A 25,584-nucleotide genomic window follows, 5' to 3' on the forward strand; every position below is an offset into this window, starting at 1 on the left:
CTGCGCCACCCGGCGGCGTACCGGAGCGCCGACCGTCGGCCGACGGACCGCTCGGGCATGATGAGGAGGTGACCTTCCTCCTCACGGGCGCCTCCGGCATGCTCGGCACCGACCTGCGCGCGGCCCTCGGCTCCCGCCCCAGCACCGCCCTCGGCCGCTCCGACCTCGACGTGACCGACCTCGACGCCGTGCGCGCCGCCGTCGCGGGACACGACGCCGTGGTGAACTGCGCCGCGTACACCCGCGTCGACGACGCCGAGACCGACGAGGAGGAGGCGTCCCGCGTCAACGCCGTCGGAGCGCGCAACCTCGCCCTCGCCACCGCAGAGACGGGAGCCGCACTCGTGCAGGTCTCCACCGACTACGTCTTCGACGGCTCCGCGACGACCCCGTACTCGGAGGACCACCCCCGGAATCCGATCTCGGCCTACGGCCGCACGAAGGCCGAGGGCGAGCGCCTGGTGCTCGAGGCCAACCCGGAGCGCGGGTACGTCGTCCGCACGGCCTGGCTCTACGGCGAGCACGGCGGCAACTTCGCTAAGACGATGGTGCGACTGGCGGGCGCGCACGAGACGCTGACCGTGGTCGACGACCAGCACGGCCAGCCCACCTGGACCGCCGACCTCGCCGCGCGCCTGATCGAGCTGGTCGACGCGGAGGCCCCGGCCGGCGTCTACCACGGCACCAGCTCCGGCGAGACGACCTGGCTCGGCTTCGCCCGTGCCGTCTTCGCCAAGGCGGGCCTGGATCCCGAGCGCCTGCGCCCGACCGACAGCGGCTCGTTCGTCCGCCCCGCTCCGCGTCCGGCCTACTCGGTCCTCGGACACGACGGCTGGAGCCGGGCGGGCCTGCCGCCGCTGCGCTCCTGGCAGGACGCGCTCGCCGCCGCACCCCTCGAGGCGGTGACCCCGTGACCACCACTCTCCGCGTCGTCGTCGACCAGATGCTCGCCCGCGTGCCCGGCGGCATCGGCCGCTACACCGAGGAGCTCACCCGCGAGCTGATCGCGACGGCTCCCCGCGACTGCGAGGTGGAGGCCGTCGTCTCCGCCCACCCGCCCGAGAAGGAGGAGGAGCTGCGCCTGCGCCTGCCCGGCCTCGCGCGCATCCACCGGCTGCCGCTCGGGCGCCGCGAGCTCTCGCGCGCCTGGCAGTACGGGATCGCCATCCCGGCCGGCGGCGGCATGATCCACGCCCCGAGCCTCTTCGCCCCGCTGCGCAGCCACGACGGGAGCGAGGGCGAGCAGATCGCCGTCACGATCCACGACACGGTGCCGTGGACGCATCCCGAGACCCTCACCCCGCACGGCGCGAAGTGGCACCGGGCGATGGCGAAGCGCGCCCGCAAGCACGCGGACGCCGTCGTCGTCCCCACCCACGCCGTCGCCCACCAGCTCTCCCAGCTGATGGACTTCGGCGATCGACTGCGCGTGATCGGCGGAGCCGTCGGCTCCGGCCTGGTCGTCCCGGAGGACGCCGACGAGCGCGCCACGGCGCTGGGCCTCCCCCCGGAGTACGTGCTGAGCGTCGGCACGCTGGAGCCGCGCAAGGGCCTGGTCTCGCTGATCGCGGCCTTCGGAGGAGCGTCCGCGCCGGCGATCCCGCTGCTCCTGGTCGGCCCGACCGGCTGGGGCGACCTGGACGTGGCCTCCGTCGCCGACGAGCAGGGCCTCGACGAGACGCGCGTGCGCGCCCTGGGAGTCCTCAGCGACGCCGACCTCGCCGTCGTCCTCTCCCGGGCCACCCTCTTCGTCTACCCGAGCATCGCCGAGGGCTTCGGCCTGCCCGTGCTCGAGGCGATGCACTTCGGAGTGCCGGTGGTGCACTCCGACGACCCCGCGCTGATGGAGGTCGCCGCGGACGCCGGCGTCGCCGTCGAGCGCGTCGACGCGAAGGACTACCCGGACCGCCTCGCCCTCGCCATGAGCAGCGTGCTCGCCGACACCGGTCTGCGCGAGCGGATGTCGGTGGCCGGCCGCGACCGCTCCCGCGCCTTCAGCTGGCGCGACTCCGCGGAGCGCGTCTGGGCGCTGCACTCCGACCTCTGAGGCGTGCGGCACCCGGCCGTCTACGGCGCGGAGTCGCCCGACAGTCCGGCACTCACCAGCGAGTGCACGACGTCGTAGTCCGGGTCCTCCGGGTCGACGGCCGGCGGGACCAGCTCGATCGGATCCACTGGCTGCGACTTCGTCTTGAGCCCCAGCTGCACGAAGTAGCCGAGCATCCCCTGCGGGACGTCCGTCTTGATGACCTGGGACCCGGCGGACGCGACGTCCTGGAACTTGGCGAGGATGTTGCCCGGCTCGAACTGGGCGAGCAGCGCCTCCTGCACCTGCCGCTGGCGCGCCATCCGGTCGTAGTCGCTCGTGGTGTAGCGCGAGCGGGCGTAGGCGAGCGCCTGCTCGCCGTTGAAGTGCCAGTGCCCGGGATCGATCCACTGGTTCACGCCCTGCATCACGCCGTCGGAGTCGGGCAGCCCGCCCAGGGGCAGCGGCTCGTCGGCCACGTAGTCGATGTCGATGCCGCCGAGCGCGTCGATCAGCTGGGCGAAGCCCTCCATGTCGATCAGCGCGTAGTACTGGATCCTCAGGTCGAGGATGCCCTCGACCGCGTCGCGCATCGCCTCGATGCCGGGCTCGCTGCCGTGGTCGACGGCGTCGGGGTAGAGCTCCGGGTGCTTCAGCTCGACCTCGGTGTAGACCGAGTTGAGCTTGCAGACGTCGACGGCGCAGTTGTCGGTGTCGTAGCCGTCGGGGTAGAGCTCGTGCATCGGGCTGGTCTCGGGGAACGGGAAGTCGACGAACTCGCGCGAGACGCCGATGATCGAGGCCTTGCCGCTCGACGCGTCGATGCTGACCACCGAGATGCTGTCGGGGCGCAGACCGTCGCGGTCCTCCCCCGCGTCGCCGCCGAGGAGCATCACGTTGTAGCGGCCGTCGATCGGCTGCTCGATCGCTCCGCCGCCGAAGATCGACGACAGCGTCCCCCGGGTCACGCCGAGCAGGTAGGTGCCGTAGGCGGTGGTGCCGACCGAGACCGCCATCAGCGCGATCGTCGCGAAAGCGAGCACGCCGCGCATCCGCGGGCGCACCCGGACGACGCGGATCAGGCGGAGGGTGTCGAGCGTCAGCACGGCCCAGACCACCCCGTAGACGACGAGCGCGGCCTGGAGCGCGAGCATCGAGAGGTCGAAGGTCGCGAGCGTGTAGAGGCCGGTCGGGAAGACGAAGTAGAGGAGCACCGCGACCAGGAGGGCGACCCAGAGCCCGAGGGTGAAGCCGAGCCCCAGGCGCCCGAGCCGGCGGTTGCCCGCCAGGACCTGAGCGGACCCGGGCACCAGGAGGTTGACGATCAGCAGCCACCACGCCCGCCGCGTCATGAAGGCGCGGGAGGCGACGTCCGGGTGCCGCAGCGGCAGGGCGACGGCCGTCACAGACCCGCCACCAGGGCGTCGTTCTTCGCGGCGACCTGCACCTCGAGGTCGGCGGCGAAGGCGTCGAGCGCTGCGGAGAGGGCGTCGTCCGCGGTCGCGAGGATCTTCACCGCGAGCAGTCCGGCGTTCCGCGCTCCGCCGATGGAGACGGTGGCGACGGGGACGCCCGCGGGCATCTGCACGATCGAGAGGAGGGAGTCGAGCCCGTCGAGTCGGGCGAGCGGGACCGGCACTCCGACGACGGGGAGCGAGGTCACGGCGGCGAGCATGCCGGGGAGGTGGGCGGCTCCGCCCGCCCCGGCGATGACGACCTTCAGGCCGCGGCCGCGGGCCTCGCGGCCGTACGCGATCATCGCCTCCGGGGTGCGGTGCGCGGAGACGACCCGGACCTCGTGCGCCACGCCGAACTCGGCGAGGACGGTGGACGCCGCCTGCATGACGGACCAGTCCGAGTCCGACCCCATCACGACGCCGACGAGCGGCGCGGGCCCGTTCACGAGCGCGTCCGCGCTCACGAGAGGGCTCCGGCAGGGGTCGGGGAGGTCGGCAGGCTCGTCACGGCGACCATCGTACGGGTCAGTCCGTGAGAACGGCCGCCGCCGCGCGAGCCTCGTAGACCACGAGGTCGAGGTCGTCGCCGGTGGCGTTCACGTGCCCGACCTTGCGGCCCGGTCGCGGCTCCTTGCCGTAGTTGTGCACCTTCACACCCGGGTGATCGGCGAGCACCCGCGGATAGCGGTCGGTCAGCGACTCCCCCACCGGGCCGCCGAGCACGTTGACCATCACGGTCCACGGATCGCGGCAGCCCGTCGCGCCGAGCGGCAGGTCGAGGACCGCGCGCAGGTGCTGCTCGAACTGCGACGTGGTCGATCCGTCCATCGTCCAGTGGCCGCTGTTGTGCGGGCGCATGGCCAGCTCGTTGACCAGGATCCGGTCGTCCGTCGTCTCGAACAGCTCGACGGCCAGGACGCCGGTGACCCCGAGGCTGTCGGCGATCGTCTGCGCGATCTCGGCCGCGGCTGATGCGAGCCGGCCGGCGGACGCGGGGGCCGGAGCGATCACCTCGGCGCAGACGCCGTCGCGCTGCACCGACTCCACCACCGGCCAGAGGATGCTCTCGCCGGAGGGACGCCGGGCGACGAGCTGCGCGAGCTCGCGGCGGAAGCCCACCAGCTCCTCGACCAGGAGCGAGCCGCCCCGGCCGTCCTCGGCGAGGGCGGTGAACCAGTCGTCCGCCTCGTGGGCGCCGCGCACCACGCGAACGCCCTTGCCGTCGTAGCCGCCGCGCGCGGTCTTCACCACGGCGCTGCCGCCGTGCTCGGCCAGGAACGCCCCCAGCTCCTCGGCGGAGGAGACCTCGGCCCACTCGGGCACGGGCACGCCGAGCTCGGTCAGGCGGCGCCGCATCATCAGCTTGTCCTGGGCGAACAGCAGGGCGTCGGGGCCGGGGTGCACGGCGACGCCGCGGGCGACGAGCTCGCGGAGGATCGGCTGGGGAACGTGCTCGTGGTCGAACGTCACCACGTCCACGGTCTCGGCGAAGGCGAGCACGGTGGCCTCGTCGCGGTGGTCGCCGACCCGTGTCGCGGCGAGCCCCGCCGGGGCGCCCTCGCTCTCGGCGAGCACGGCGATCTCGATGCCGAGCTCCACCGCCGCGGGGATCATCATCCGAGCGAGCTGGCCGCCCCCGATCACGCCGACGCGCATGGCGCTCCTCCGTCTCCGCCCGCTGGCGCGGGGCGGCTCCATGCTACCGAGGCCCGGCGCGCTCACGCGGGCGGCGGCCACTCCTGCTCGAGAGCGGGAGCCGCGCCGATCGCCTCCCGCAGCAGGTCGGCCGTGAGCTCCGGATCCGGCAGGTCCCGCAGCACGAACACCTCGGCTCCCGCCTGCAGGATCCGGACGTCGCCGCACCGGGCGAGGCGCTGGCCGAGGGAGCGCTCGACCGCGACCTCCATCCTCCGATCGAAGACCACCTCGGCCCGCCGGATCGACGCCACGCCCCGGCGCGCGCTGAGGCCGGAGGCGGTGACGCGGTAACGCACGCTCGCCCAGCCCGCGATCCCGGGAGCGCAGAGGAGAAGCACCAGAAGTGCGGTGCCGAGCCCGATGATCCAGCGCTGCAGGGCGAGCTCGAACTGCGCGGCGAAGTAGAAGCCCGTCCAGGTGAGCAGGAGGAGGCCGACGACCGGTGCGACCGCCCGGCGGGCGCGCGGGGTCAGCCGCGCCAGCTCGCGGTCGGCGGGGTCGGTCCTGGCCATCAGGAGCGCAGGTGCGTGACGTCGCCGGCCGGGAACGAGCGCAGCGCACCGCCCTGCTCGAGCAGGAGCGAGCCGTCCGGGGCGAGTGCGGCGGCGGTCCCCTCCTCCTGCGTGCCGTCGGGCAGCTCGAGCCGGACGCGCGTTCCGAGGGTGCCGCAGGAGGCGCGGACGGCGGCGGCCGCTCCGGAGGCCTCGGGGTCGCCCTGGGCGAGCAGCGGAGCCAGCAGGCCCTGGAACCCGGTCAGGAACGCGGCGAGCACCTCGTCGGCGCTCGTCGTCCGCGCTCCGGCGAGGGCGAGCGAGGTGGCGGTCGGGACCGGCAGCTCCGCCTCCGTCAGCAGCAGGTTCACGCCGGTGCCGACGACGACCCGTCCGTCCGGCAGTCGCTCGGCGAGGATCCCCGCGACCTTCCGGCCGTCGATCAGGACGTCGTTGGGCCACTTGACGGCGACGTCCCCGTCGACGAGGGGTGCGAGGGCCCGGGCGAGAGCGGCGCCGGCCACGAGCGGCAGCCAGCCGGAGGCCTCGGCGCCGAGGGCGGAGGCGTCGACCAGAGTCGAGGCCGCGAGCGTGCGGCCCGCGGGCGCCTGCCAGACGCGCCCCAGCCGGCCGCGCCCGGCTCGCTGGTCGCCGGTGGCGACGACGGAGAGGTGCGGCCACGCGGCGGGGTCGGCGGCCGCCCGCTCGCGGAGCTCGTCGTTCGTCGACCCCGCCGACTCGAGCGCGAGGACGCGGGGGGAGACGGCGGAGGAGAGCGGGAGGAGCATGCCGCCACGGTAGCGGCGGCTCCCGCGAGGCCGCTCCGAGCGCCGCGCGCGACGGCCCGCCCTTGTCCGGATCCTCCCGTCGGGAGCGGCCCTCCCTGTGCGAGTGCGACAAGAGGAGGCGTCCGCCCCGCCGGTAGGGTGAGCGGGTGACCGCGAACACCGAACGTCCCGCGCCCGATCTGTACACGACCGCGGGGAAGATCGCGGACCTCAGGAACCGCTACCACGAGGCCGTCACGGCCAGTGGCGAGGCGGCGATCGAGAAGCAGCACGCCAAGGGCAAGATGACCGCACGGGAGCGGATCGACACCCTCCTCGACCCGGGCTCGTTCGTCGAGCTGGACGAGTTCGTGCGCCACCGCACCCACGCCTTCGGCATGGAGAAGAAGCGCCCCTACGGCGACGCCGTCGTCACCGGGACCGGCACCATCCACGGCCGCCAGGTCGCCGTGTACTCGCAGGACTTCACGATCTTCGGCGGCTCGCTCGGCGAGGTGGCCGGCGAGAAGATCATCAAGGTGATGGACCTCGCCCTGAAGACCGGCGTCCCGATCATCGGCATCCTCGACTCCGGCGGAGCACGGATCCAGGAGGGCGTGGTCGCCCTCGGCAAGTACGGCGAGATCTTCCGCCGCAACACCGCGGCGAGCGGCGTGATCCCCCAGATCTCGATCATCTGCGGCCCTGCCGCGGGAGGCGCGGTCTACTCCCCCGCCCTGACCGACTTCGTGATCATGGTCGACAAGACCAGCCAGATGTTCGTCACCGGGCCCGACGTGATCAAGACCGTCACCGGCGAGGACGTCGGCATGGAGGAGCTCGGCGGCGCGCTGACCCACAACAAGATCTCGGGCGTCTCGCACTACCTCGCGAGCGACGAGAACGACGCGCTCGACTACGCGCGGACGCTCCTCTCCTTCCTCCCGGACAACAACCTGTCGCCTGTCCCCGTCTTCGAGACCGAGGTCGACCTCGAGACGACCGACGCGGACCGCTTCCTCGACACGGTCATCCCGGACAGCCCGAACCAGCCGTACGACATGCGCGCCGTCATCGAGCACATCGTCGACGAGGGCGACTTCCTCGAGGTGCAGCCGCTGTTCGCGCCGAACATCGTGATCGGCTTCGGCCGCGTCGAGGGCCGCTCCGTCGGCATCATCGCGAACCAGCCGAGCGCCATGGCGGGCACGCTGAACATCGAGGCGGGCGAGAAGGCGTCCCGCTTCGTCCGCTTCTGCGACGCGTTCTCGCTGCCGATCCTGACCCTGGTCGACGTCCCGGGCTACCTGCCCGGCACCGACCAGGAGTGGACCGGCGTCATCCGCCGCGGCGCGAAGCTGCTCTACGCCTACGCCGAGGCGACCGTGCCGCTGGTCACGGTCATCCTGCGCAAGGCGTACGGCGGCGCGTACATCGTGATGGGGTCCAAGCAGCTGGGAGCCGACATCAACCTCGCGTGGCCGACCGCCGAGATCGCCGTCATGGGCGGCCAGGGCGCGGTGAACATCCTCTACCGCAACGAGATCCGCAAGGCGGAGGAGGCCGGCGAGGACGTCGCAGCTGTCCGGACGCGCCTGGCGAACGAGTACACCTACAACGTCGCGAGCCCGTTCCTCGCGGCCGAGCGCGGCGAGCTCGACGGCGTGATCGAGCCCTCGGCGACGCGTGTCTCCGTCATCAAGGCGCTGCGTGCGCTGCGCACCAAGCGCGCCAACCTGCCCGCGAAGAAGCACGGCAACATCCCGCTCTGACCCGGCTCGCTCGGACGCCGCGGCAGGAGACGGGAGACCGTCCGTGCCGCGGCGTTCCGCTGCGCCCACCTCCTCACGGGGCGGAGGGGCGGAACGATCAGTCGGAGGAGCCGGGGCCGGTCCGTCGGGCAGCGGACTCCGCGGGAGCATCGGGCCGCACGACGGGAGCGGCCGGCTCCGCGGCCGGAGCACCCGGCTCCCCTGTCGCGGAATCGGGCTCCGCTTCCCGGGCATCCGCCCTCGCAGCCGGAGCACCCGCCTTCACCGCAGGACCACCCGCCTTCACCCCAGGACCGTCCGGCTCGGCAGTCGGAGCACCCGCCTTCGCCGCAGGAGCGCCTGCCCTGGCGGCCGGAGCATCCGGCTTCGCCGCGGACGCCTCGGACGGCTTCTCCTCCGGCTTCGCCCCGACCACCCGCGCGAACGCCAGCGCCTGCGCGGCGGAGAGGTCGGGCAGATAGGCGCGACCCAGCGCGGCTCCGATCCGGGGCAGCTGCAGCGCGTCGGGGTAGGTCATCCAGAGGCCCGCGTAGCGCGGGTGGAACTTGGCCTTGAAGCGGAACAGCGACGTGAAGCCGTAGGCCGGCTCGAGCGTCCGCGAGAGGAACTCGAGCAGGCGCGAGAGGACCGTCGGCTCCGGAGGCTCCTCCCCCTCCTCGACCGGTGCGGTGGCGAGCGGTGCGCCCGAGAGCGAGAGGAACTCGGCGCCCTCCTCCTTGACGCGCAGCGCCGCGGAGGCGATGAGGAACTCCATGATGCCGGGCATCGAGTCGTCGGAGCGGCGCATGAAGTCGAGGGTCCAGCCGACCACGCGCCCCTCCCGGTGCACGGGCAGCCAGCTCGTCACCCCCTGCAGCACGCCGTCCGGTCCGACCGCGAGCAGGAGGGCGACGTCGGGATCGCGGACCTCGTCGATCCCACCGAGGGTGAAGCCCATCTCGGGCAGCGCCTTCTCGGCGACCCAGCGCTCCGACAGGTCGACGATCTGGTTGGCCATGCCGAGGGAGAGCTCGGGCCAGCTGGTCCACTGCGCCTCGATGCCCAGCTTGATGCCGCGCGTGAGCGGGTAGCGCACCTTCTGCCACCGCTTGCCGGTGAGCTCGAAGGAGGAGAGCTCGATGATCGTCTCCTCGCCGACCGAGAGGCGCGACCAGCCGAGCCGGTCGAAGACGGGGAGCAGCTCGTCGTGGATGCTGTAGAACACGGGCGTCCAGCTGCGCTCGTCGCAGAACCGCACGAACTCGGCCACGACATCCTTCCGCCGCTCGGGAGCGCAGGCGGGGTCGGAGAGAGTGATCGCCACGCCGCCGATCACCCGGTAGGCGACTCCGCCGGTCCCGTCGGCCGAGATCCAGTGCGCGTTGCCCTCCCAGGTCCCCTGGTGGCCGAGGCTGCCGGCGCCGTGCAGGGACAGGAGCACGCGGTACCGCGCCTCGTCGCCGCGGTTCCGCTGCACGTCGGTGGCCCGGAGCAGAGCGACCACCGCCACGACGACCACGAGCCAGAACACCGGGCCGACCCACTCGAAGACGATCCGCGCAACGGGCTCCCGCGGCACGGCGAGCAGTCCGGCGCCGCCGAGGAAGCTCACCGGGACGAAGCGCAGCAGCCCGTCCAGGAGGAGCCTCCCGAGGCCCAGGAGCGGCTCGAAGCTCGTGCGCACGCCGGCCGAGAGCGCCAGATAGCCGCCGAGGGACACGACGAAGGCGATGGCGACGACCCGCGTCCAGAGCCTCGCAGCGGCACGGGGCGCGCGGATGCGGAAGTGCCTCCTCCCGATCACGAGCATCGCCACGACGGCCAGCGGCACCAGCACCGTCGTCGCCACCCAGAGCAGGTACTCGGCGTAGTACAGGAACTCGGGGTGACGGGCGGCGCGCTGGAGGGAGAAGACCTCCAGGATCGCGATCGCGATGTTCACCCCGACCGCCAGCAGCAGGCCCAGGCGGCGCCCGGAGCGCAGGCCGTAGGCGGCGACGAGCAGGAGGAGGAGCGGGACGAACGTCAGCAGGATCGGCCCGGGGGCGACCAGGCTCAGCTTCACGTGGTGCGCGCAGTGCCGGAGGGCGCGGCTGCACGGGTCCTCGAGGTCCGTCGTCCCCGTGAAGGCGCTCTGCAGCAGTCGGCCGAGGAACGAGAACGGACCGTAACCCGAGTCCGAGAGGACGGCGACGAGCGGACCGATCGCGGTGACGACGACGACCGCCGCCAGCAGCCCCCGGGACTCGCGGTGCGAGCTCGGCGCCGGACGCTGCGGACGCAGCCCCGCCGCTCCCCGCGCGAGCACCGCGCCGAGCACGAGCCCCGCGCCGCCCGCGAGGAGCCGGTACGCGTCGGCGGAGTCGCCCGCGTAGAGAACGAACATCAGCACGACGGCGAAGACGGTCACCCGGAGCCGGCGACGCCACAGAGCGCCCATGAAGGCGGTCGAGGCGATGAGGGCGCCGACCGCGCCGATCAGCGGGTCGAAGGTGTGGTCGCTGACGGTGTCGCCCGCCCACCACTCCCCGACGAGAGCGCCGATCGACTGCACGGAGGACCCGACGACGATCCCGACGGCGCCGGTCACGAGGAAGGCGAGGAGGGTGCGGGCCGAGCCGAGGCGGCGCTCCGCGGCGAGGAGCATCGGGAGCACCAGCACGACGTCCAGGAGCAGCTGCAGCGGGTCCGCCGCGATCAGGAGGGCGGTCACCGCCGTCCACGGACGGCCGTCGAAGGTCGTCATCGGGCCCGCCGCCCACCAGGCCGTCGTCTCGGCTCCCGCGGGGGCGACGAGCGTCCCCGTGATCGCGCTCGCGGCCAGGAGGACCAGGACGACCGAGACGGCCGCAGGCGACCTCCGGACCAGCAGACGCAGGGGGCGCAGCGCCGCGGCACCGCTCCTCGGGAACCACGTCGGCATGCGGGGACGCTCCTGTTCGCAACGGACGGACGACGCTCCGGCGGCATCCGGCGTCAGCATAGCCATGCCCCGCCGACCGGCGCCGTGAACGGCATGCGATAGCGTCACGGGATGACCGCCTCCGACTCCGCACCCGCCGTCGTCATCTCCACCCCCGGCCTCGACGCCGCCGAGATCGCCGCCGTCACGGCCGTCGTCACCGCACTGACCTCTCGCACCGAGGCCGAGCCGGAGACCCCGCAGGAGCTCAGCGGGGGCTGGAACGACCGCGCCGCGGCGGTCCGCGGGCCGCTGCGGCCGGCACCGGGAGCGTGGCGCTCCTTCTCCGGCTGAGCGGACTCGCAGACGCAGCCCGTCGGGGAACGAGCGATCCGCGACGCGGAACGTGAAATTTGTCCCCCGATTAGTCCCCTAAAGTGCTGACTATGCGCCTCCTGGCGGAGCGAGCACACTAGTGGACGTACGGTGCTCCTCCTTCGGAAGGGGCACCGCCAATCACTCGCCGACCAGGGTAAGCAGGCGGGTGTGTTGGGGGCGAGTGAGGGTAATATTCGGGTTGTTACCCTCACTCGGGGTTTAACGGCGGGCCGGGCCCCCTCTTCGGAGGAGTGGACGGCCCGCCGCACTCCGTTAACGGGCTCTTCTCATCCCGTGCCGTGCGCTCGACGGGCACTGCTCACGACGGCTCTGCTCACGCTCGTGCCGCGCCGACGATCGGTCCGCTCCGAGAGTTCGGGCGCGCCGAGACCTGAGCCGTGCTGAGAGCCGGAGCGTCCCGCCCGCGGCACCGATCCGACATCCGCACGCCCTCCGGGCCGGGTCGCCACCGGTCACTGCGCATGGGGACGGCCGCGCCGTCCCGAGCGCGCTCCGCCGCTCAGACGTCCCGTCCGCCGACGCCGTCGCGCCGGATCTCGACCCAGGCGTCGACCTCGTCCCCCGCGTCGTCGGAGCCGAGGGCGCCCGCGCTGCCGTCGCCGGCCGTCCGCAGGCCCACGACCGTGACGGCTGACGCCGAGTCGGCCGACGCGGTGCGCACCACCACGCGGTCGACCTCCTCGCGGATCCCGCTCAGAGCCTGGGCGAGCTCCCCCAGCACCCGTCGGCTCTCGCCCTCGGAGGTGCGGTCGAGGCCGCCGTCGTCGAGCACCGAGACGGTCACCCCCCGCTGCCGCGCGTCGAGCACGAGACGCCGCACCTCGTCGTCCAGCAGCCGCCGGCCGCGGATCTCGTCGCGCACGGCCGCCTCGAGCAGCCGGCACTCGCGCCGCTCCTCGTCGGTGAGGCCCGGTCCCGGCTCGGCGATGCGCAGCAGCATGTCGGCGGCGAGGGCGCGGGTCTGCTCCAGCCGGACCTCGCGCTCCGTGAGGTGCGCCTCCTCCGCGGCCCGCCACGACGCGGCCGCGCGCTCGGCCGCCTCGAGCACGCGCGCCTCGGAGCCCGCGCGCCCGAGCTCGACGATGAGCAGCTGCGCGATCGCGACCCAGGCGATCCCCCCGACGACGCCGAGAGTGGCCAGCGCGGCCGGGCCGGCCCAGAACACGGTGTGCACGATCAGGAAGCCGACGCCGACCCAGGCGCAGGCCGCGCGCCGGCGGGCGCACACGATCGTCATGAGGGTGCCGACCGCGGCGATGTACCAGGTGGAGTAGCCGTTGGAGGCACCCGGATCGAGCGAGGGCGCGACCAGCAGCGGCAGAGCGACGGCGACCGCGGTCATCCCGACCGCGACGGGCAGGGCGAGCCGGGTCGTCGCTCCCGGCCAGAGGGCGACGACGGTCGCCGCGACGTACAGCGCGACCGCGACGAGGTCGGCCGGCGTGGCCGGGGAGATGCGGAAGGAGAAGAAGGCGAGCACCACGTGGTACAGCGAGAAGCCGGCGCCGAGCGCCTGGAGCAGGGGGCGCGGGTAGGCGATCACGGCCCTCCTCCCGCGTCCGCCCGCCAGGAGAGGACGACACGGGTGCCCTCGCCCGGAGTCGAGTCGACCCGCGCCGATCCCCGCGCGTTGTGCACCCGCTCGAGGATGGAGAGCCGGATGCCCAGCCGCTCGCGCGGGACGTCGGCGAGCCGGAAGCCGCGGCCGTCGTCCTCCACCACGACCTCCACCGCGCCGTCGCCCAGCAGCCCGTGCACGGCGCGGTGGACGCTGCCGCTCGGACCCGCGTGCTGAACGCTGTTGGCGAGCGCCTGCCAGACCGCGCCGAGCAGCGCCTCGGCCACCGGGCGCGGCAGCGTCGTCGCGCGCGGATCCACTCCGTCGGCCGTCGCGACTGCGATCTCGGTCCCGAAGGTGGACGCCGCGTGGGCGAGCTGGCGTTGCAGGAGCTCGAGCGGGACCAGCCCCTCGGGCGGCTCCGGCTCGTGGTCGGGCAGCAGCACGGCGAGGGTGCGCTGCGCCATCGAGGAGACCAGCGCACGCTCGGCCGGCGACTCGGCGGAGGCGGCGGAGAGCAGCGTCGCGAGCACGTTGTCGTGCACCAGGGCGTCGACCTCGACCCGCTCCACCTCGCCGGCGTGCTGGCGCATCGCCGCCTCGTACTGCTCCATGGCCGTCGTCTGCGCGCGATCGATCTGGTCGGCCGACTGCCGGAGCACGGTGATCAGCACCAGCATCACGAAGCCGACGATGCCCACGTAGGCGGCGTCGAGGATCGCGCGGGTCGGCTCCGCCCCGCCGCCGGAGGGGAGGACGCGCAGCAGCCCGAACAGCACGGTCGTCACCGACACGTACGCGATCGCGATCCGGAGGGGAGCCGCGATCGTGCAGAAGGCGGTGCCGATGGTCAGCAGATACCAGATCCACGGGGTCTCGCGGTCCGCGCCCCCGGTGGCGACGGCGGCCGGCCAGGTCAGGAGGGCGACGAGGACGCCGACCGCGACCAGGAAGGCCGTGATCCGCGTGCCCCGCCGCAGCACGGCGGTGACCACGGCGGCGGTGAGCGATCCGAAGACCAGCACCAGCACCGGCCAGGCCACCTCGGGGCGCAGCAGGGGCAGCTGGGCGAGGATCGGCGGGACGGTCTGCACACCGAAGCCGAAGCCGAAGAACGACACGACCGTGCTGATGATCCGGTCGATCCGCTCGCGCCCGGCGTTGCGGCGGGCGATCGGCGCCTCAGCGCCCGCCATCGCCGTCGTCCGGGTCGATGCCCGGCAGGATGCCGTCCTCCACCGCGCGCCTCAGCAGATCGACCTTCGTCGGGGCGGGACGGCCGATCTCGACGTACTTGTCGCGGATCCGGTCGAGGTACTCCTTCGCCGTCGACACCGAGATCTGCAGCCGATCGGCCACCAGCTTCAGCGGCAGCCCCGAGGCGTAGAGGTGCAGGACGTCGCGCTCGCGACGGCCGAGCACGGCCCGCGCGAAGTCGTCGTCGGCGTCGATGGCCGAGGCCCACTCCAGATTGTTGAGCACCTCGCCGCGGGCGACCGTGCGGATGGCGGCGACGACCGTCGACATGGGCGAGGACTTCGGGATGACGCCGGCCGCTCCCGCGGCGAGCGCCTCCCGCACGGCCACGACGCGGTCCGCGATGCTGTGGACGAGGACGGCGGAGCCGCGCACCTGCCCCCACTTGACGTTGCTGGTGATGCTCGAGCCGTCGTTCAGGGACAGGTCGAGGACGAGCACCTCGATCTCGGCGCCGCCGATCGTGCTCTCGAGGGCCTGGACGGTCTCGGCGGCGGCGACCACCTGCATTCCCGCGCTCTCGACGGCGGCGGCCACGCCCAGGCGCACCGACTCGTGGTCGTCCACGATCGCCACGCGCACGCGCGGGGCCTCGGCTGCGTCGACGTGGGGCTTCATCCCGCCCATGGTACGCAGACGCGGGCCCGCGGTCAGTCCTCTCGGCGGACCAGTCGCGCAACGGCCTCCACGTGGGAGGTGTGCGGGAAGAGGTCGAAGCCCTCGAGGCGCTCCAGCTCGTAGCCCGCCCCGGTCAGGGCGCCCACGTCGCGGGCGAGCGCGACCGGGTCGCAGGCGACGTAGACGAGCTGCGCCGGCCGCAGCTCCGCCAGAGCGTCGGTGACCGCTCGGCCGGCGCCCGAGCGCGGCGGGTCGAGGACCACGGTCGCCGCGCGCCACCGCGCCCGCTCGCGCGCATCGGCCTGGGCGACGACGTCGCGGAGGTAGCGGTCGACGCGGGCGGTCACCGCGCGGGCGCCGACCTGGTCGGCCAGGTTCTCGAGCGCGTGCTCGGTGGCGCGGGAGTCGCTCTCGACGCTTGTCACGCGCACTCCGGCGCCGAGGCGGTCGGCCAGCGCCGCGGCGAGCAGGCCCACCCCGCCGTAGAGGTCGTGGTTGGCGGCCGACGGGTCCGCCGCATCCGCGTCGACGGCGGCCTGCACGGCCTCGAAGAGCGCGGCGGCGGCTCCGCGGTGCACCTGCCAGAAGCCGGTGCGGTCGACCCGGAAGGTGCGGTCGGCGACGAACTCGCTCACCACCGTGCGGTCGCGGCGGGCGCGCTTGTCGGAGGGGTCGTGCACGAGCACCGCGGCCCCCTCGGACCCGGCCGCGTCGACGAGGTCGACCACCGAGCCGGGAGCGAGGCGCTCGCCGAGCGGTGCGGCCAGGGAGGAGTCGGCGGTCGCGAGGGGCAGCGACTCCACGGTGACGACGTGGTGGCTGCGTGCCGCGTAGGGGCCGACCCGTCCGTCGTCGTCGACGTGGAGGCGGTTCCGCGTGCGCCAGCCGAGGCCGCCGGACGCGTCGTCCCCGCCGATCGGCGAGACCTCCACCTCGACCTCGCGACGGGCGAAGCGGGAGAAGGAGTCGACGAGCACGAGGCGCTTCAGCTCGCGCTGGTAGGCCAGGTCGGCGTGGCCGAGCTCGGCGCCGCCGACGCGCTCCCCCGGGCGGCGGTCGAGGGCGGCCTCGGGCCAGACGTGCTCCACCCGGTGCTCGGACGCCTCGAGCACCTCGAGCGCCTCGGCACGCCAGAAGCTGTCGTGCCGGACCTCGCTGATCCGCGCCCGCACGCGCTCGCCGGGGAGGACGTCCGGGACGAAGACGACGCGGCCCTCGTGCCGGGCGACGAACACGCCGCCGTGGGCGACGTTGCTAATGTCGAGCTCGATCTCGGTCCCGAGTGCGTCGTCGGCCCCGTCGGGGCGGGCGGATGCTCGGGACGGGGTCTGTGCCATCCGTCGAGCATCCCACAGCGTGGGCCCGGCCGCAGGGAGCCCTCGTGCGCCTCTACCTCGCCTCCACCTCCCCCGCGCGCCTCGCGCTGCTGCGGGCCTCCGGGATCGAGCCCGTCGTCGTCCCCTCCGAGGTGGACGAGCCCGCGGCCGTCGCCCGGGCCGAGCAGGAGCGGGGCGCGGCGCTGGACGCGGACGCCACCGTCTCGCTGCTCGCCCGCGCCAAGGCGCACGCCGTCCTGCGCCCGGACATCGACGGTCTGGTGCTCGGCGGCGACTCCGCGTTCGTCCTCGACGGGGTCGTCCACGGCAAGCCGCACGAGCCGGAGCGGGCCCGGGAGCGCTGGCGCGCCCAGCGCGGTCGCACCGGCCGCCTCCACTCCGGCCACTGGCTCGTCGACCACCGCGGCGGGAGGATCGTCGCCGAGGCCGGAGCGGTCACCTCCGCCGCCGTCACGTTCGCCGACGACATCGACGACGCCGAGATCGACGCCTACGTCGCCACCGGCGAGCCCCTCGAGGTGGCCGGCGCCTTCACCATCGACGGCCGCGGCGCCGGCTTCATCACCGCGATCGAGGGCGACCCCTCGACGGTGATCGGGATGTCGGTGCCGACCCTCCGCACTCTGGTGCGGAGCCTCGGCGTCGACTGGACCGCGCTCTGGAACCGCTGAGGCCCGTCCCGCCCTTGTGAGGAACCGACGAAGGCCCTCCGCTTCTTTGTGGTGAGCCGCGCCGGGCCGGGCGGAGCCGCCCCCTAGGGTTGGGGACCATGCCGAAGATTACGAAGGTGCTCGTCGCCAACCGGGGCGAGATCGCCGTCCGAGTCATCCGCGCCGCCCGCGACAGCGGGATCGCCTCCGTGGCCGTCTACGCCGACCAGGACCGCGACGCCGTGCACAGCCGCCTCGCCGACGAGGCCTACGCCCTCGGCGGGACGACCAGCGCCGAGACCTACCTCGTCATCGACAAGCTGCTCTCGGTGGCGCGCCGCTCCGGTGCCGACGCCGTGCACCCCGGCTACGGCTTCCTCGCCGAGAACGCCGACTTCGCCCGCGCCGTCATCGACGCCGGCCTGATCTGGATCGGCCCCGGCCCCGAGGCCATCGAGCGCCTCGGCGACAAGGTCTCGGCCCGCCACGTCGCCGAGAAGGTCGGCGCGCCGCTCGCCCCGGGAACCCTCAACCCCGTCTCCGGCGCCGCCGAGGTGCTCGAGTTCGTGGACCAGTACGGCCTCCCCGTCGCGATCAAGGCGGCCTTCGGCGGCGGCGGTCGCGGCCTCAAGGTCGCCCGCGAGCGCGACGAGGTCGAGGAGCTGTTCGCCTCGGCCACGCGCGAGGCCGTCGCCGCCTTCGGCCGCGGCGAGTGCTTCGTCGAGAAGTACCTCGACCAGCCGCGCCACGTCGAGACCCAGTGCCTGGCCGACGCGCACGGCAACGTCGTCGTGGTCTCCACCCGCGACTGCTCCCTCCAGCGCCGCCACCAGAAGCTCGTCGAGGAGGCGCCCGCGCCGTTCCTGACGGATGCGCAGAACACCGAGCTCTACCGCGCCTCGAAGGCGATCCTGCAGGAGGTCGGCTACCTCGGCGCCGGGACCTGCGAGTTCCTGATCGGCAAGGACGGCACGGTGTCCTTCCTCGAGGTGAACACCCGCCTCCAGGTCGAGCACCCCGTGTCGGAGGAGATCACCGGCATCGACCTCGTGCGCGAGCAGTTCCGCCTCGCCGAGGGCGGCGTGCTCGACTACGACGACCCGGCGCCCCGCGGCCACTCCTTCGAGTTCCGCATCAACGGCGAGGACGCGGGCCGCGGCTTCCTCCCCGCTCCGGGCCCGGTGCACGTCTTCAAGGCCCCCGGCGGACCCGGCGTCCGCGTCGACTCCGGCGTCGTCGCCGGCGACGTGATCTCCGGCTCCTTCGACTCGCTCCTCGCGAAGCTGATCGTCACCGGCGACAGCCGCGAGCAGGCGCTGGAGCGCTCGCGCCGCGCCCTCGCCGAGTTCGAGGTCACCGGACTGCCGACCGTCCTCCCCTTCCACCGCGCGATCGTCGAGGACCCGGCCTTCGCCCCCGAGGGCGGCGCGCCCTTCACGATCTACACCCGCTGGATCGAGACCGAGTTCGAGAACACGATCCCGGCCTGGAGCGGCGAGCCCGGAGCGACCGACGAGCCGGCGGCCCGCCGGAACGTGGTCGTCGAGGTCGACGGGCGCCGCGTCGAGGTCACTCTCCCCGGCGACCTGGTCGGCTCGGGACCCGCCCGCGGGGCCGCTGCCGCCTCCCCGAAGCGCCGCGGCTCCTCCTCCGTCAGCACCGTCACGGGCGACTCCGTCGCCTCGCCCATGCAGGCCACCATCGTCAAGGTCGCCGTCGCCGAGGGCGACACGGTCGTCACCGGCGACCTGGTCGTCGTCCTCGAGGCGATGAAGATGGAGCAGCCGCTCACCGCCCACAAGGACGGCGTCGTGAAGGGCCTCGACGCGACGGCCGGAGCGACCGTCCCCGCGGGACACGTGCTCCTCCAGATCGTCTGAGCCCGTTCCGGGCCGCTCCCCGCGCGGCCCGGCGCGGTCGGCTCCTCGACGTGAGGGGTACCGCCGAGCGGGTCGTGTCGCGCTGCCGTCAATCGCTTCGCACGCGATTCCCGGTCGTGCGCTCTGCCGATGAAGGGCCGCACCCCGCGCGGCCCGGCGGAGTGGCGCGTCAGGTGACGATGTGCATGGCGCGCGCGGCGTCCGAGATCGAGCCGGTGAGGCTCGGGTAGACGGTGAAGGCCCGCGCGACCTGGTCGACGGTCAGGCGGTGCTCCACGGCGAGGGCGAGCGGGAAGATCAGCTCGCTCGCCTTCGGAGCGACGATGACGCCTCCGATGACGGTGCCGGAGCCGGTGCGCGCGAACAGCTTGACGAAGCCGTCGCGGATGCCCATCATCTTCGCCCGCGGGTTCGCGGCGAGCGGGAGCTTGTAGATCTCGCCCTGCGCGATGCCCTCCTCGATCTCGCGCTGGCTCCACCCGACGGTCGCGATCTCGGGCTGCGTGAAGATGTTCGCCGCGACGTTGCGCACCTCGGTCGGGTTCACGGCGTCGCCCATGGCGTGGAACACGCCGGTGCGGCCCTGCATGGCGGCGACGGAGGCGAGCGGGAGGAACGTGGTGCAGTCCCCGGCCGCGTAGATCGAGGGGACGCTGGTGCGGGCGACGCGGTTGACGCGGATGTGCCCCGACTCCGTCAGCTGCACCCCCGCGTCCTCGAGGCCGATGCCCGCCGTGTTCGGCACGGAGCCGACGGCCATCAGGCAGTGCGAGCCCTCGACGACACGTCCGTCCGAGAGCACGGCCTGCACGCCCTTCTCGGTCCGCTCGACGCGGTCGGCGCGCGACTTCGAGAGCACGACCATGCCGTTGCGCTTGAAGACGTTCTCGATCACGGCGGCCGCGTCGGCGTCCTCGCCGGGCAGCACCTGGTCGCGGGAGGAGATGAGGGTCACGCGGGCGCCGAGCGCACGGTAGGCGGAGGCGAACTCCGCGCCGGTCACGCCGGAGCCCACCACGATCAGGTGCTCGGGGACGGACTTGAGGTTGTAGAGCTGGGTCCAGCTGAGGATGCGCTCGCCGTCGGGAGCCGCGGTCGGGAGCACGCGCGGGCTGGCGCCCACCGAGACCACGATCGTGTCCGCCTCGATGCGGTCGAAGTCCATGCCCTCGCCGCCGGCCGCCGTGGCGACGATCAAGGCGTTCGAGCCGTCCAGGCGCCCGTCCCCCTGGACGATGCGCACGCCGTGGTGCACCAGGTTCGCGCGCATGTCCTCGGACTGCTGGCGCGCGAGCCCGAGCAGGCGCTTGTTCACCGTCGCCAGGTTGACCGCCACGTCCGGGCGCACCGGCTTGTTCTGCTCCGAGCGGGTGAAGAACTGCACGCCCAGGTCGGCGGCCTCGCCGATGGCGTTGGTGGCCTCCGCCGTCGCGATGAGCGACTTCGACGGGACGACGTCGGTGATGACGGCCGAGCCGCCCACTCCGACCCGCTCGACCAGGGTGACCTCAGCGCCGAGCTGCGCTCCCGCGATGGCGGCTTCGTAGCCGCCCGGCCCCCCTCCGAGTACAGCGATCCTCTGCGCGCGCTCGAACTCGTAAGCCATGCTTCCCATTGTCCTCTCTCACTGAGTGTTCGCCCAATCGCGGGGTGTCGGATCAGCCGCGGGAGTCGCCCTCCGCCGCCGCGCAGCCCGTCGGTAGGGTGGGAGGATGTCCGACCAGACCCTGCACCCGCTCGACGCCCCCGACGCCGATCCCTTCGAGATCGCGGCCCGCGCGGCCGCTCAGATCGCCGAGGCGACAGGGGTCGAGAAGCACGACATCGCCCTCACCCTCGGCAGCGGCTGGGGCAAGGCCGCCGACGCGATCGGCGAGACGACCGCGACGGTGGAGGCCACCGAGATCCTCGGCTTCTCCAAGCCGGCCGTGCACGGGCACGGCGGCACCCTGCGCTCCGTCCTGCTCCCCACCGGCAGGCGCGCGCTGATCATCGGCGCCCGCACCCACTACTACGAGGGCTACGGCGTGCGCCGAGTCGCGCACAGCGTCCGCACCGCCGCCGCGACGGGCGCGACGGTGATGATCCTCACCAACGGCGCGGGCGGCATCAAGGAGCACTGGACGCCCGGGACCCCCGTGCTGATCAGCGACCACATCAACCTCACCGCCGACTCGCCGCTCGAGGGCGCGACCTTCGTCGACCTCACCGACCTCTACTCCTCGCGCCTGCGCGACCTCGCCCGGGGGACGCGTCCTGAGCTGGACGAGGGCGTGTACGTGCAGTTCCGCGGGCCGCACTACGAGAGCCCGGCCGAGGTGCAGATGGCGAGGATCATCGGCGGCCACATCGTCGGCATGTCGACCGCCCTCGAGGCCATCGCCGCGCGCGAGGCGGGCATGGAGGTGCTGGGCATGTCGCTCATCACGAACCTCGCCGCCGGCATCCAGAAGACCCCCCTCAGCCACGAGGAGGTGCTCGAGGCCGGCCGCGACGCCGAGGACGACCTCGCCCGCCTGCTCGCCGGGATCACGGGCGCCCTGTGAGCGCCGACGTCCGGGAGCTCGCCGAGGCCTGGCTCGCCCAGGACCCCGACCCGGAGACGCGGGAGGAGCTGGTCGGCCTGCTGACCGCCTCCGACTCGGGCGACGCCTCCGCCCGCGCCGAGCTCGAGGACCGCTTCGGCGCCCGCCTGGCGTTCGGCACCGCGGGCCTGCGCGGCGCCATCGCGGCGGGATCCAACCGGATGAACCGCGTGCTGGTCTCGCAGGCCGCCGTCGGCCTCGCCGACTTCCTGCTGGCGCAGGGCGTCCAGCGGCCCGTGGTCGTGATCGGCTACGACGGCCGGAAGAACTCGCGCGTCTTCGCCGAGGACTCCGCCGCGCTGATGGCGGGCGCCGGCGTGGACGCGGTGCTGCTCCCCCGGCTCCTGCCCACCCCCGTACTGGCCTTCGCCGTGCGCCACCTCGGCGCCGACGCCGGAGTGATGGTCACGGCGAGCCACAACCCGCCGCAGGACAACGGCTACAAGGTGTACCTCGGCGGCGCCGACGAGGGCTCGCAGATCGTGCCGCCGGTCGACTCCGACATCGCCGAGCGGATCCTCGCGGTCGCGCGGGACCGGCGCGTTCCGGAGCTGCCGCGCGGCGAGTACCGGCTCGCGGACGAGTCCGTGGTCGCCGCCTACATCGAGGCGACGGCCGCCGTCGGCCGCCAGTCCGCTCCGCTGCGCATCGTCTACACGGCGATGCACGGGGTCGGCTGGGAGACGGCGCACCGGGTGCTCTCCGCGGCGGGATTCGACGAGCCGGCCGTCGTGGTCGAGCAGATCGAGCCCGACGCGGCGTTCCCCACGGTCGCGTTCCCCAACCCGGAGGAGGCGGGCGCCCTCGACCTCGCTTTCTCGACCGCGCGCTCCGGTCGCGCGCAGCTGATCGTGGCCAACGACCCGGACGCCGACCGCTTCGCCGCCGCCGTGCCCGACGCCTCCGCCCCGGAGGGCTTCCGGCGCCTCACCGGCAACGAGGTCGGAGCGCTGCTCGGCTGGCGCGCCGCCGAGCAGGCCCGCCGCGAGGGCCGCACCGGAGGAGCGCTCGCCTGCTCGATCGTGTCCTCCCCCGCCCTCGGTGCCGTGGCGGCCGACTACGGCCTCGACTTCGCCGAGACGCTCACGGGCTTCAAGTGGATCTCGCGCGTCCCCGACCTCGTCTTCGGCTACGAGGAGGCGCTCGGCTACCTGGTGAACCCCGGGACGGTCCGTGACAAGGACGGCGTCTCGGCCGCGCTCGCCTTCCTCTCCCTCGCGAGCGCGCTCGCCGCCGAGGAGCGCACGATCGACGACGAGCTGGAGTCGTTCGCCGAGCGGTTCGGGCTCTTCGGATCGGAGCAGATCTCGCTCCGCGTCACCGACCTCTCCGAGATCGGCCGGATCATGGCCGGACTGCGCGCGACGCCTCCGACCGCGATCGGCGGGCTCGCCGTCGAGCGGAGCGAGGACCTGCTCGCCGAGGGCGGCGCGCTGCCCCCGACCGACGCGCTCCGCTTCTCCCTGGACGGTGCCCGTCTCATCGCGCGCCCGAGCGGCACGGAGCCGAAGGTCAAGCTCTACCTCGACGCCTGGTCGCACGACTCCGACGCCGACGCCCGCCGGTCGGCCGTCTCGTCCCGCCTCGCCGCCCTGCGCACCGGCGCCGCAGAGCTCCTCGCGTAGGTCCCCCTCCGGTCAGCGGGGCGCGCGGACACCGATCCGCTCGCCTCGCTTCCAGAGCCACTCCACCGGACCGAGCTCGAACCGGCGCAGCCACAGGTGCGCCGCGAGCACGACGACCGCCGCGATGAGCAGGAGCGCTCCGACAGTCACCGGGACGCGCCACTGCGCGGCGGTCACCGCCAGCCCGAGTCCCCAGCCGTAGAAGAGGGCGCCGCCGAGCAGGTTCTGCAGGAGGTAGGCGCTCAGGGCGACCCGGCCGACCTCCTGCGCCCGGCGTGCCGCCCAGCCCTCGGCGCCCCGACGGAGGCAGGCCTCGGCGAGGGCCGCGAGCAGGCCGAGCCCGACCAGGGGCGCGACGAGGTAGCGCTCGGCGAGCAGACCGGCGGCGCTCCCCCCGATGCCCAGCGCGAGGTCGACGGGGAGGGCGAGGGCGCCGAGGACCATCAGGCGACGGCGGAGTGACGCGCCCTCGGCGGCGAGGACCCCCGCCCGATGGAGGCGCGCGCCGAGGAGGAACATCGCGAGGCTGAGGAGCCCGATGAGCACCGGCTCCGCACGGAAGACGCCCGCGTTCTGCAGCCGGAAGAGGGCGAGGCCGAGGAACGACGCGTCCGCGTAGGGGCTCCGGCCGGTCGGCCCCTGTCCGGCACCGTCCGGGCTCGCCGCCACGAGCGCCACGAGCGCCGAGATCAGGACGACGTGCAGAGCGCCGCAGACGAGGATCACGCGGCGCTGCGTCGTCGGCCGGGTGAGCAGCAGCCAGGCGACGACCGCTCCGGTGACGGCGTATCCCATGAGGACGTCGAACTCCGCGATCAGCACGTAGTTGACCGCGCCGTCCAGGAGGAGGAGCGTCGCGCGCCAGGGGTAGCGGCCCGGCCAGCGCGTCCCGCGCCGGACCGCGGACGCGTGCTGGATCGCGAGGCCCACCCCGAAGGCGAGGGAGAGGAGGGCGAGGAACTTGCCCTGCGCCAGCGCCATCAGCAGGAGCTGCGCAGTCCCGGCGGAGGAGGAGGTCTCCGGCGTCACCGGGACGGAGAGCAGTCCGAGCATCCCCCAGGGGTGGGAGAAGATCCAGATGTTCGTGCCGAGGGTCCCGATGATCGCGACACCGCGGACGACGTCCAAGGTCGCGATGCGGCGGCCGGCTCCGGCACGGGGCGGCAATACGGTCGTATTGGTCATGTCCGAGAGCGTAGCCTGCTCGAGCAGTCGAACGAGAGGGACGCCATGCCGGATCGGCGCGAGAGCAGGAGCGACATCCTCTCGGCGGTCGTCGCCGTCCTCTCGACCCGCGGGGCGGAGCACCTCAGCATCCGTACCGTCGCGGCCGAGGCCGGCGTCTCAGTGGGGGCCGTCCAGCACCACTTCCCGACGAAGCAGGCGCTGCTGGCCGGCGCGATGGCCCGGGTCGAGGAGCGCTTCCGCGAGCGGATGCGGAGCCGCCTGGAGGCCGAACCCTCGGCCGAGGTGCGGCTGCGCGTCTTCTGCGACGAGATCGCGTGCGTCGCGGACGAGGACGTCCCCGACGCGATCGTGTGGACCGCCTTCGCCGCCCGCGCCCGCCGCCTGATCCGCACCGTCCTCGCTCAGCTCGCCGCCCGCTGACCACCCGAGGTCCGAGCAGCCGTCCGCGCGGGAACCCGGCTCTCGGCACGCCGCTCCGCGGCCACTCGACCAGCAGGGGCAGGGGCGCCCTCTCCCCGCAAGGTGGAGGGCGCGTCCGAGAATCGCGTGCCAGCGATTCGAGGCAGCCCGACGCCACCCGCTCTGCGGAACGCGCCCCGTCGGGAGGCCGACCGCGCTGAGCCGCGCAGGGAGCGGCTCAGAAACGGACTCAGCCCAGCGCTCGCTCGATCTTCTCCGTGATCTCGTTCTGGTCGAGGTAGTTGTCGATGACGACGACCTCGGCGAAGGTGCGGCCGATGCGGTCGACGAGCTCGCCGGAGGTGAGGATGACCTGCGCGTCGGCGGCGAGCGCGTCGACGGAGGCCAGGTCGGAGGCGATCACCTCGGCCTCGAGGTCGAGGGTCTCGAGGGCGCGCTCGGCGCCGAGCTTGAGGATGGCGGAGGTGCCGATTCCGGCGCCGCAGAGGGTGACGATCTTCATGCGCTTCTTCCGTGGTGCGGGTGGTGCGGGGTGCTGTCGGTGAGGACGGCGTTGATGCTGCGGAGGGTGCGGGCGGCGGCGAGTGCACCGACCGCGTCCGGACGGCTGAGCACGTCGGCGAGCCCGGAGACGAAACCGACGTGCCCGTGCGCCTGGGTGGCGGCGATCCCGATGACGACCGAGACCGGATCGTTGGTGCTGTGCCCGAAGGCGACGGGCTCGGCCAGCGTGACGACGGAGAGGCCGTCCGCGAGGACGTCGTTGCCGGGCCGGGCGTGCGCGAGGGCGAGCCCGGGCGCGATGACGATGTACGGCCCGAGCACGTCGACCTGCTCGACCATGCGCCGGGAGTAGGCGGCGTCGACCGCGCCGGTCCGCTCGAGCGCACGGCCCGCCTCGAGGACGGCCTCCCGCCACGATCCGGCGGAGTGGCGGAGGGCCACCGCCTCCTCGGGGAGCGCGTCGAGCGGCAC

Annotated in this window: 23 protein-coding genes; 9 read left to right on the forward strand and 14 right to left on the reverse strand. The window is 73.6% G+C overall.

Translation table 11 applies throughout. The annotated features are described in order from the left end of the window. Positions 1–68 precede the first annotated feature (68 nt). A complete protein-coding gene (gene rfbD / locus C5C55_RS02740; protein WP_104232822.1) occupies positions 69–914 on the forward strand; it encodes a dTDP-4-dehydrorhamnose reductase in 846 nt (281 codons plus the stop codon). Next, the gene (locus C5C55_RS02745; protein WP_258067469.1) at positions 911–2,047 is read left to right on the forward strand and encodes a glycosyltransferase family 1 protein; all 1,137 of its coding nucleotides are present in this window, start codon (positions 911–913) and stop codon (positions 2,045–2,047) included. Before rfbD ends, C5C55_RS02745 begins: the two co-directional genes overlap by 4 nt. Positions 2,048–2,067: 20 nt before the next feature. Here the strand turns inward: C5C55_RS02745 and C5C55_RS02750 are convergent, their stop codons facing one another. The 5 genes from C5C55_RS02750 to C5C55_RS02770 form a co-directional block, all read right to left on the reverse strand. Next, the gene (locus C5C55_RS02750; RefSeq protein WP_258067470.1) at positions 2,068–3,432 is read right to left on the reverse strand and encodes an LCP family protein; all 1,365 of its coding nucleotides are present in this window, start codon (positions 3,430–3,432) and stop codon (positions 2,068–2,070) included. Beyond that, positions 3,429–3,896, reverse strand: coding sequence for a 5-(carboxyamino)imidazole ribonucleotide mutase (purE, locus tag C5C55_RS02755; protein WP_104225651.1), 468 nt, complete (start codon positions 3,894–3,896; stop codon positions 3,429–3,431). The genes C5C55_RS02750 and purE overlap by 4 nt, the downstream gene beginning before the upstream one ends. A gap of 112 nt (positions 3,897–4,008) precedes the next feature. Further along, a complete protein-coding gene (locus C5C55_RS02760) occupies positions 4,009–5,139 on the reverse strand; it encodes a 5-(carboxyamino)imidazole ribonucleotide synthase (protein ID WP_104232823.1) in 1,131 nt (376 codons plus the stop codon). A 62-nt stretch (positions 5,140–5,201) separates the two neighbouring features. Beyond that, positions 5,202–5,693 (reverse strand): PH domain-containing protein, encoded by a 492-nt coding sequence (locus C5C55_RS02765; protein WP_104232824.1) that lies wholly within the window; start codon positions 5,691–5,693, stop codon positions 5,202–5,204. Continuing rightward, positions 5,693–6,460, reverse strand: a complete 768-nt coding sequence (locus C5C55_RS02770; protein ID WP_104232825.1) for a biotin--[acetyl-CoA-carboxylase] ligase — start codon at positions 6,458–6,460, stop codon at positions 5,693–5,695. Before C5C55_RS02770 ends, C5C55_RS02765 begins: the two co-directional genes overlap by 1 nt. Positions 6,461–6,606: 146 nt before the next feature. On the opposite strand from C5C55_RS02770, the gene C5C55_RS02775 reads away from it, so the two are divergent. After that, on the forward strand, positions 6,607–8,211 hold the full coding sequence (locus tag C5C55_RS02775; RefSeq protein ID WP_104223164.1) for an acyl-CoA carboxylase subunit beta: 1,605 nt from the start codon (positions 6,607–6,609) through the stop codon (positions 8,209–8,211). Positions 8,212–8,308: 97 nt separating this feature from the next. Here C5C55_RS02775 and C5C55_RS02780 read toward each other — a convergent pair whose 3' ends face one another. Continuing rightward, the gene (locus tag C5C55_RS02780) at positions 8,309–11,113 is read right to left on the reverse strand and encodes a DUF2156 domain-containing protein (RefSeq protein ID WP_181067741.1); all 2,805 of its coding nucleotides are present in this window, start codon (positions 11,111–11,113) and stop codon (positions 8,309–8,311) included. A 111-nt stretch (positions 11,114–11,224) separates the two neighbouring features. Here C5C55_RS02780 and C5C55_RS02785 point away from each other — a divergent pair, with 111 nt between their 5' ends. Then, positions 11,225–11,446 (forward strand): acyl-CoA carboxylase subunit epsilon, encoded by a 222-nt coding sequence (locus tag C5C55_RS02785; RefSeq protein ID WP_104223166.1) that lies wholly within the window; start codon positions 11,225–11,227, stop codon positions 11,444–11,446. Between the two features lie 544 nt (positions 11,447–11,990). Here the strand turns inward: C5C55_RS02785 and C5C55_RS02790 are convergent. From C5C55_RS02790 to C5C55_RS02805, 4 genes are read right to left on the reverse strand one after another with little or no spacing between them, the layout of a single operon-like run. Continuing rightward, entirely contained in the window at positions 11,991–13,034 is a 1,044-nt protein-coding gene (locus tag C5C55_RS02790) for a hypothetical protein (protein ID WP_104232827.1), read from the reverse strand. Further along, entirely contained in the window at positions 13,031–14,245 is a 1,215-nt protein-coding gene (locus C5C55_RS02795) for a sensor histidine kinase (protein ID WP_104232828.1), read from the reverse strand. The genes C5C55_RS02790 and C5C55_RS02795 overlap by 4 nt, the downstream gene beginning before the upstream one ends. Next, positions 14,232–14,933, reverse strand: coding sequence for a response regulator transcription factor (locus C5C55_RS02800; protein WP_104232829.1), 702 nt, complete (start codon positions 14,931–14,933; stop codon positions 14,232–14,234). Before C5C55_RS02800 ends, C5C55_RS02795 begins: the two co-directional genes overlap by 14 nt. Positions 14,934–14,956: 23 nt before the next feature. Beyond that, complete coding sequence (locus tag C5C55_RS02805) at positions 14,957–16,261, reverse strand: class I SAM-dependent RNA methyltransferase (protein WP_146080877.1); 1,305 nt, start codon at positions 16,259–16,261, stop codon at positions 14,957–14,959. 44 nt (positions 16,262–16,305) lie between these two features. Between C5C55_RS02805 and C5C55_RS02810 the strand changes: the two genes are divergently transcribed. Further along, positions 16,306–16,932 (forward strand): nucleoside triphosphate pyrophosphatase, encoded by a 627-nt coding sequence (locus C5C55_RS02810; RefSeq protein ID WP_181027094.1) that lies wholly within the window; start codon positions 16,306–16,308, stop codon positions 16,930–16,932. A gap of 98 nt (positions 16,933–17,030) precedes the next feature. Continuing rightward, complete coding sequence (locus C5C55_RS02815; protein WP_104223170.1) at positions 17,031–18,791, forward strand: biotin carboxylase N-terminal domain-containing protein; 1,761 nt, start codon at positions 17,031–17,033, stop codon at positions 18,789–18,791. A gap of 169 nt (positions 18,792–18,960) precedes the next feature. Here the strand turns inward: C5C55_RS02815 and C5C55_RS02820 are convergent, their stop codons facing one another. Beyond that, positions 18,961–20,397: an NAD(P)H-quinone dehydrogenase gene (locus C5C55_RS02820; RefSeq protein WP_104232830.1), complete on the reverse strand. Its 1,437-nt coding sequence runs from the start codon at positions 20,395–20,397 to the stop codon at positions 18,961–18,963. Between the two features lie 106 nt (positions 20,398–20,503). On the opposite strand from C5C55_RS02820, the gene C5C55_RS02825 reads away from it, so the two are divergent. Both C5C55_RS02825 and C5C55_RS02830 read left to right on the forward strand, forming a co-directional pair. Beyond that, the gene (locus C5C55_RS02825; protein WP_104232831.1) at positions 20,504–21,337 is read left to right on the forward strand and encodes a purine-nucleoside phosphorylase; all 834 of its coding nucleotides are present in this window, start codon (positions 20,504–20,506) and stop codon (positions 21,335–21,337) included. Next, on the forward strand, positions 21,334–23,001 hold the full coding sequence (locus C5C55_RS02830) for a phospho-sugar mutase (RefSeq protein ID WP_104232832.1): 1,668 nt from the start codon (positions 21,334–21,336) through the stop codon (positions 22,999–23,001). The genes C5C55_RS02825 and C5C55_RS02830 overlap by 4 nt, the downstream gene beginning before the upstream one ends. A gap of 12 nt (positions 23,002–23,013) precedes the next feature. Here C5C55_RS02830 and C5C55_RS02835 read toward each other — a convergent pair whose 3' ends face one another. Then, positions 23,014–24,186 carry a DUF418 domain-containing protein gene (locus C5C55_RS02835; RefSeq protein ID WP_104232833.1) on the reverse strand — a complete coding sequence of 391 codons (1,173 nt, stop codon included), beginning with the start codon at positions 24,184–24,186 and terminating at the stop codon, positions 23,014–23,016. 45 nt (positions 24,187–24,231) lie between these two features. Here C5C55_RS02835 and C5C55_RS02840 point away from each other — a divergent pair, with 45 nt between their 5' ends. After that, entirely contained in the window at positions 24,232–24,609 is a 378-nt protein-coding gene (locus C5C55_RS02840; RefSeq protein WP_104232834.1) for a TetR/AcrR family transcriptional regulator, read from the forward strand. A 229-nt stretch (positions 24,610–24,838) separates the two neighbouring features. Here the strand turns inward: C5C55_RS02840 and C5C55_RS02845 are convergent, their stop codons facing one another. After that, positions 24,839–25,111 (reverse strand): PTS sugar transporter subunit IIB, encoded by a 273-nt coding sequence (locus C5C55_RS02845; protein ID WP_104226416.1) that lies wholly within the window; start codon positions 25,109–25,111, stop codon positions 24,839–24,841. Then, on the reverse strand, positions 25,108–25,584 hold the full coding sequence (locus C5C55_RS02850) for a PTS sugar transporter subunit IIA (RefSeq protein ID WP_104223177.1): 477 nt from the start codon (positions 25,582–25,584) through the stop codon (positions 25,108–25,110). The genes C5C55_RS02845 and C5C55_RS02850 overlap by 4 nt, the downstream gene beginning before the upstream one ends.

It is taken from the genome of Rathayibacter sp. AY1C2 (assembly GCF_002931195.1).
Taxonomy (GTDB): Bacteria; Actinomycetota; Actinomycetes; order Actinomycetales; family Microbacteriaceae; genus Rathayibacter.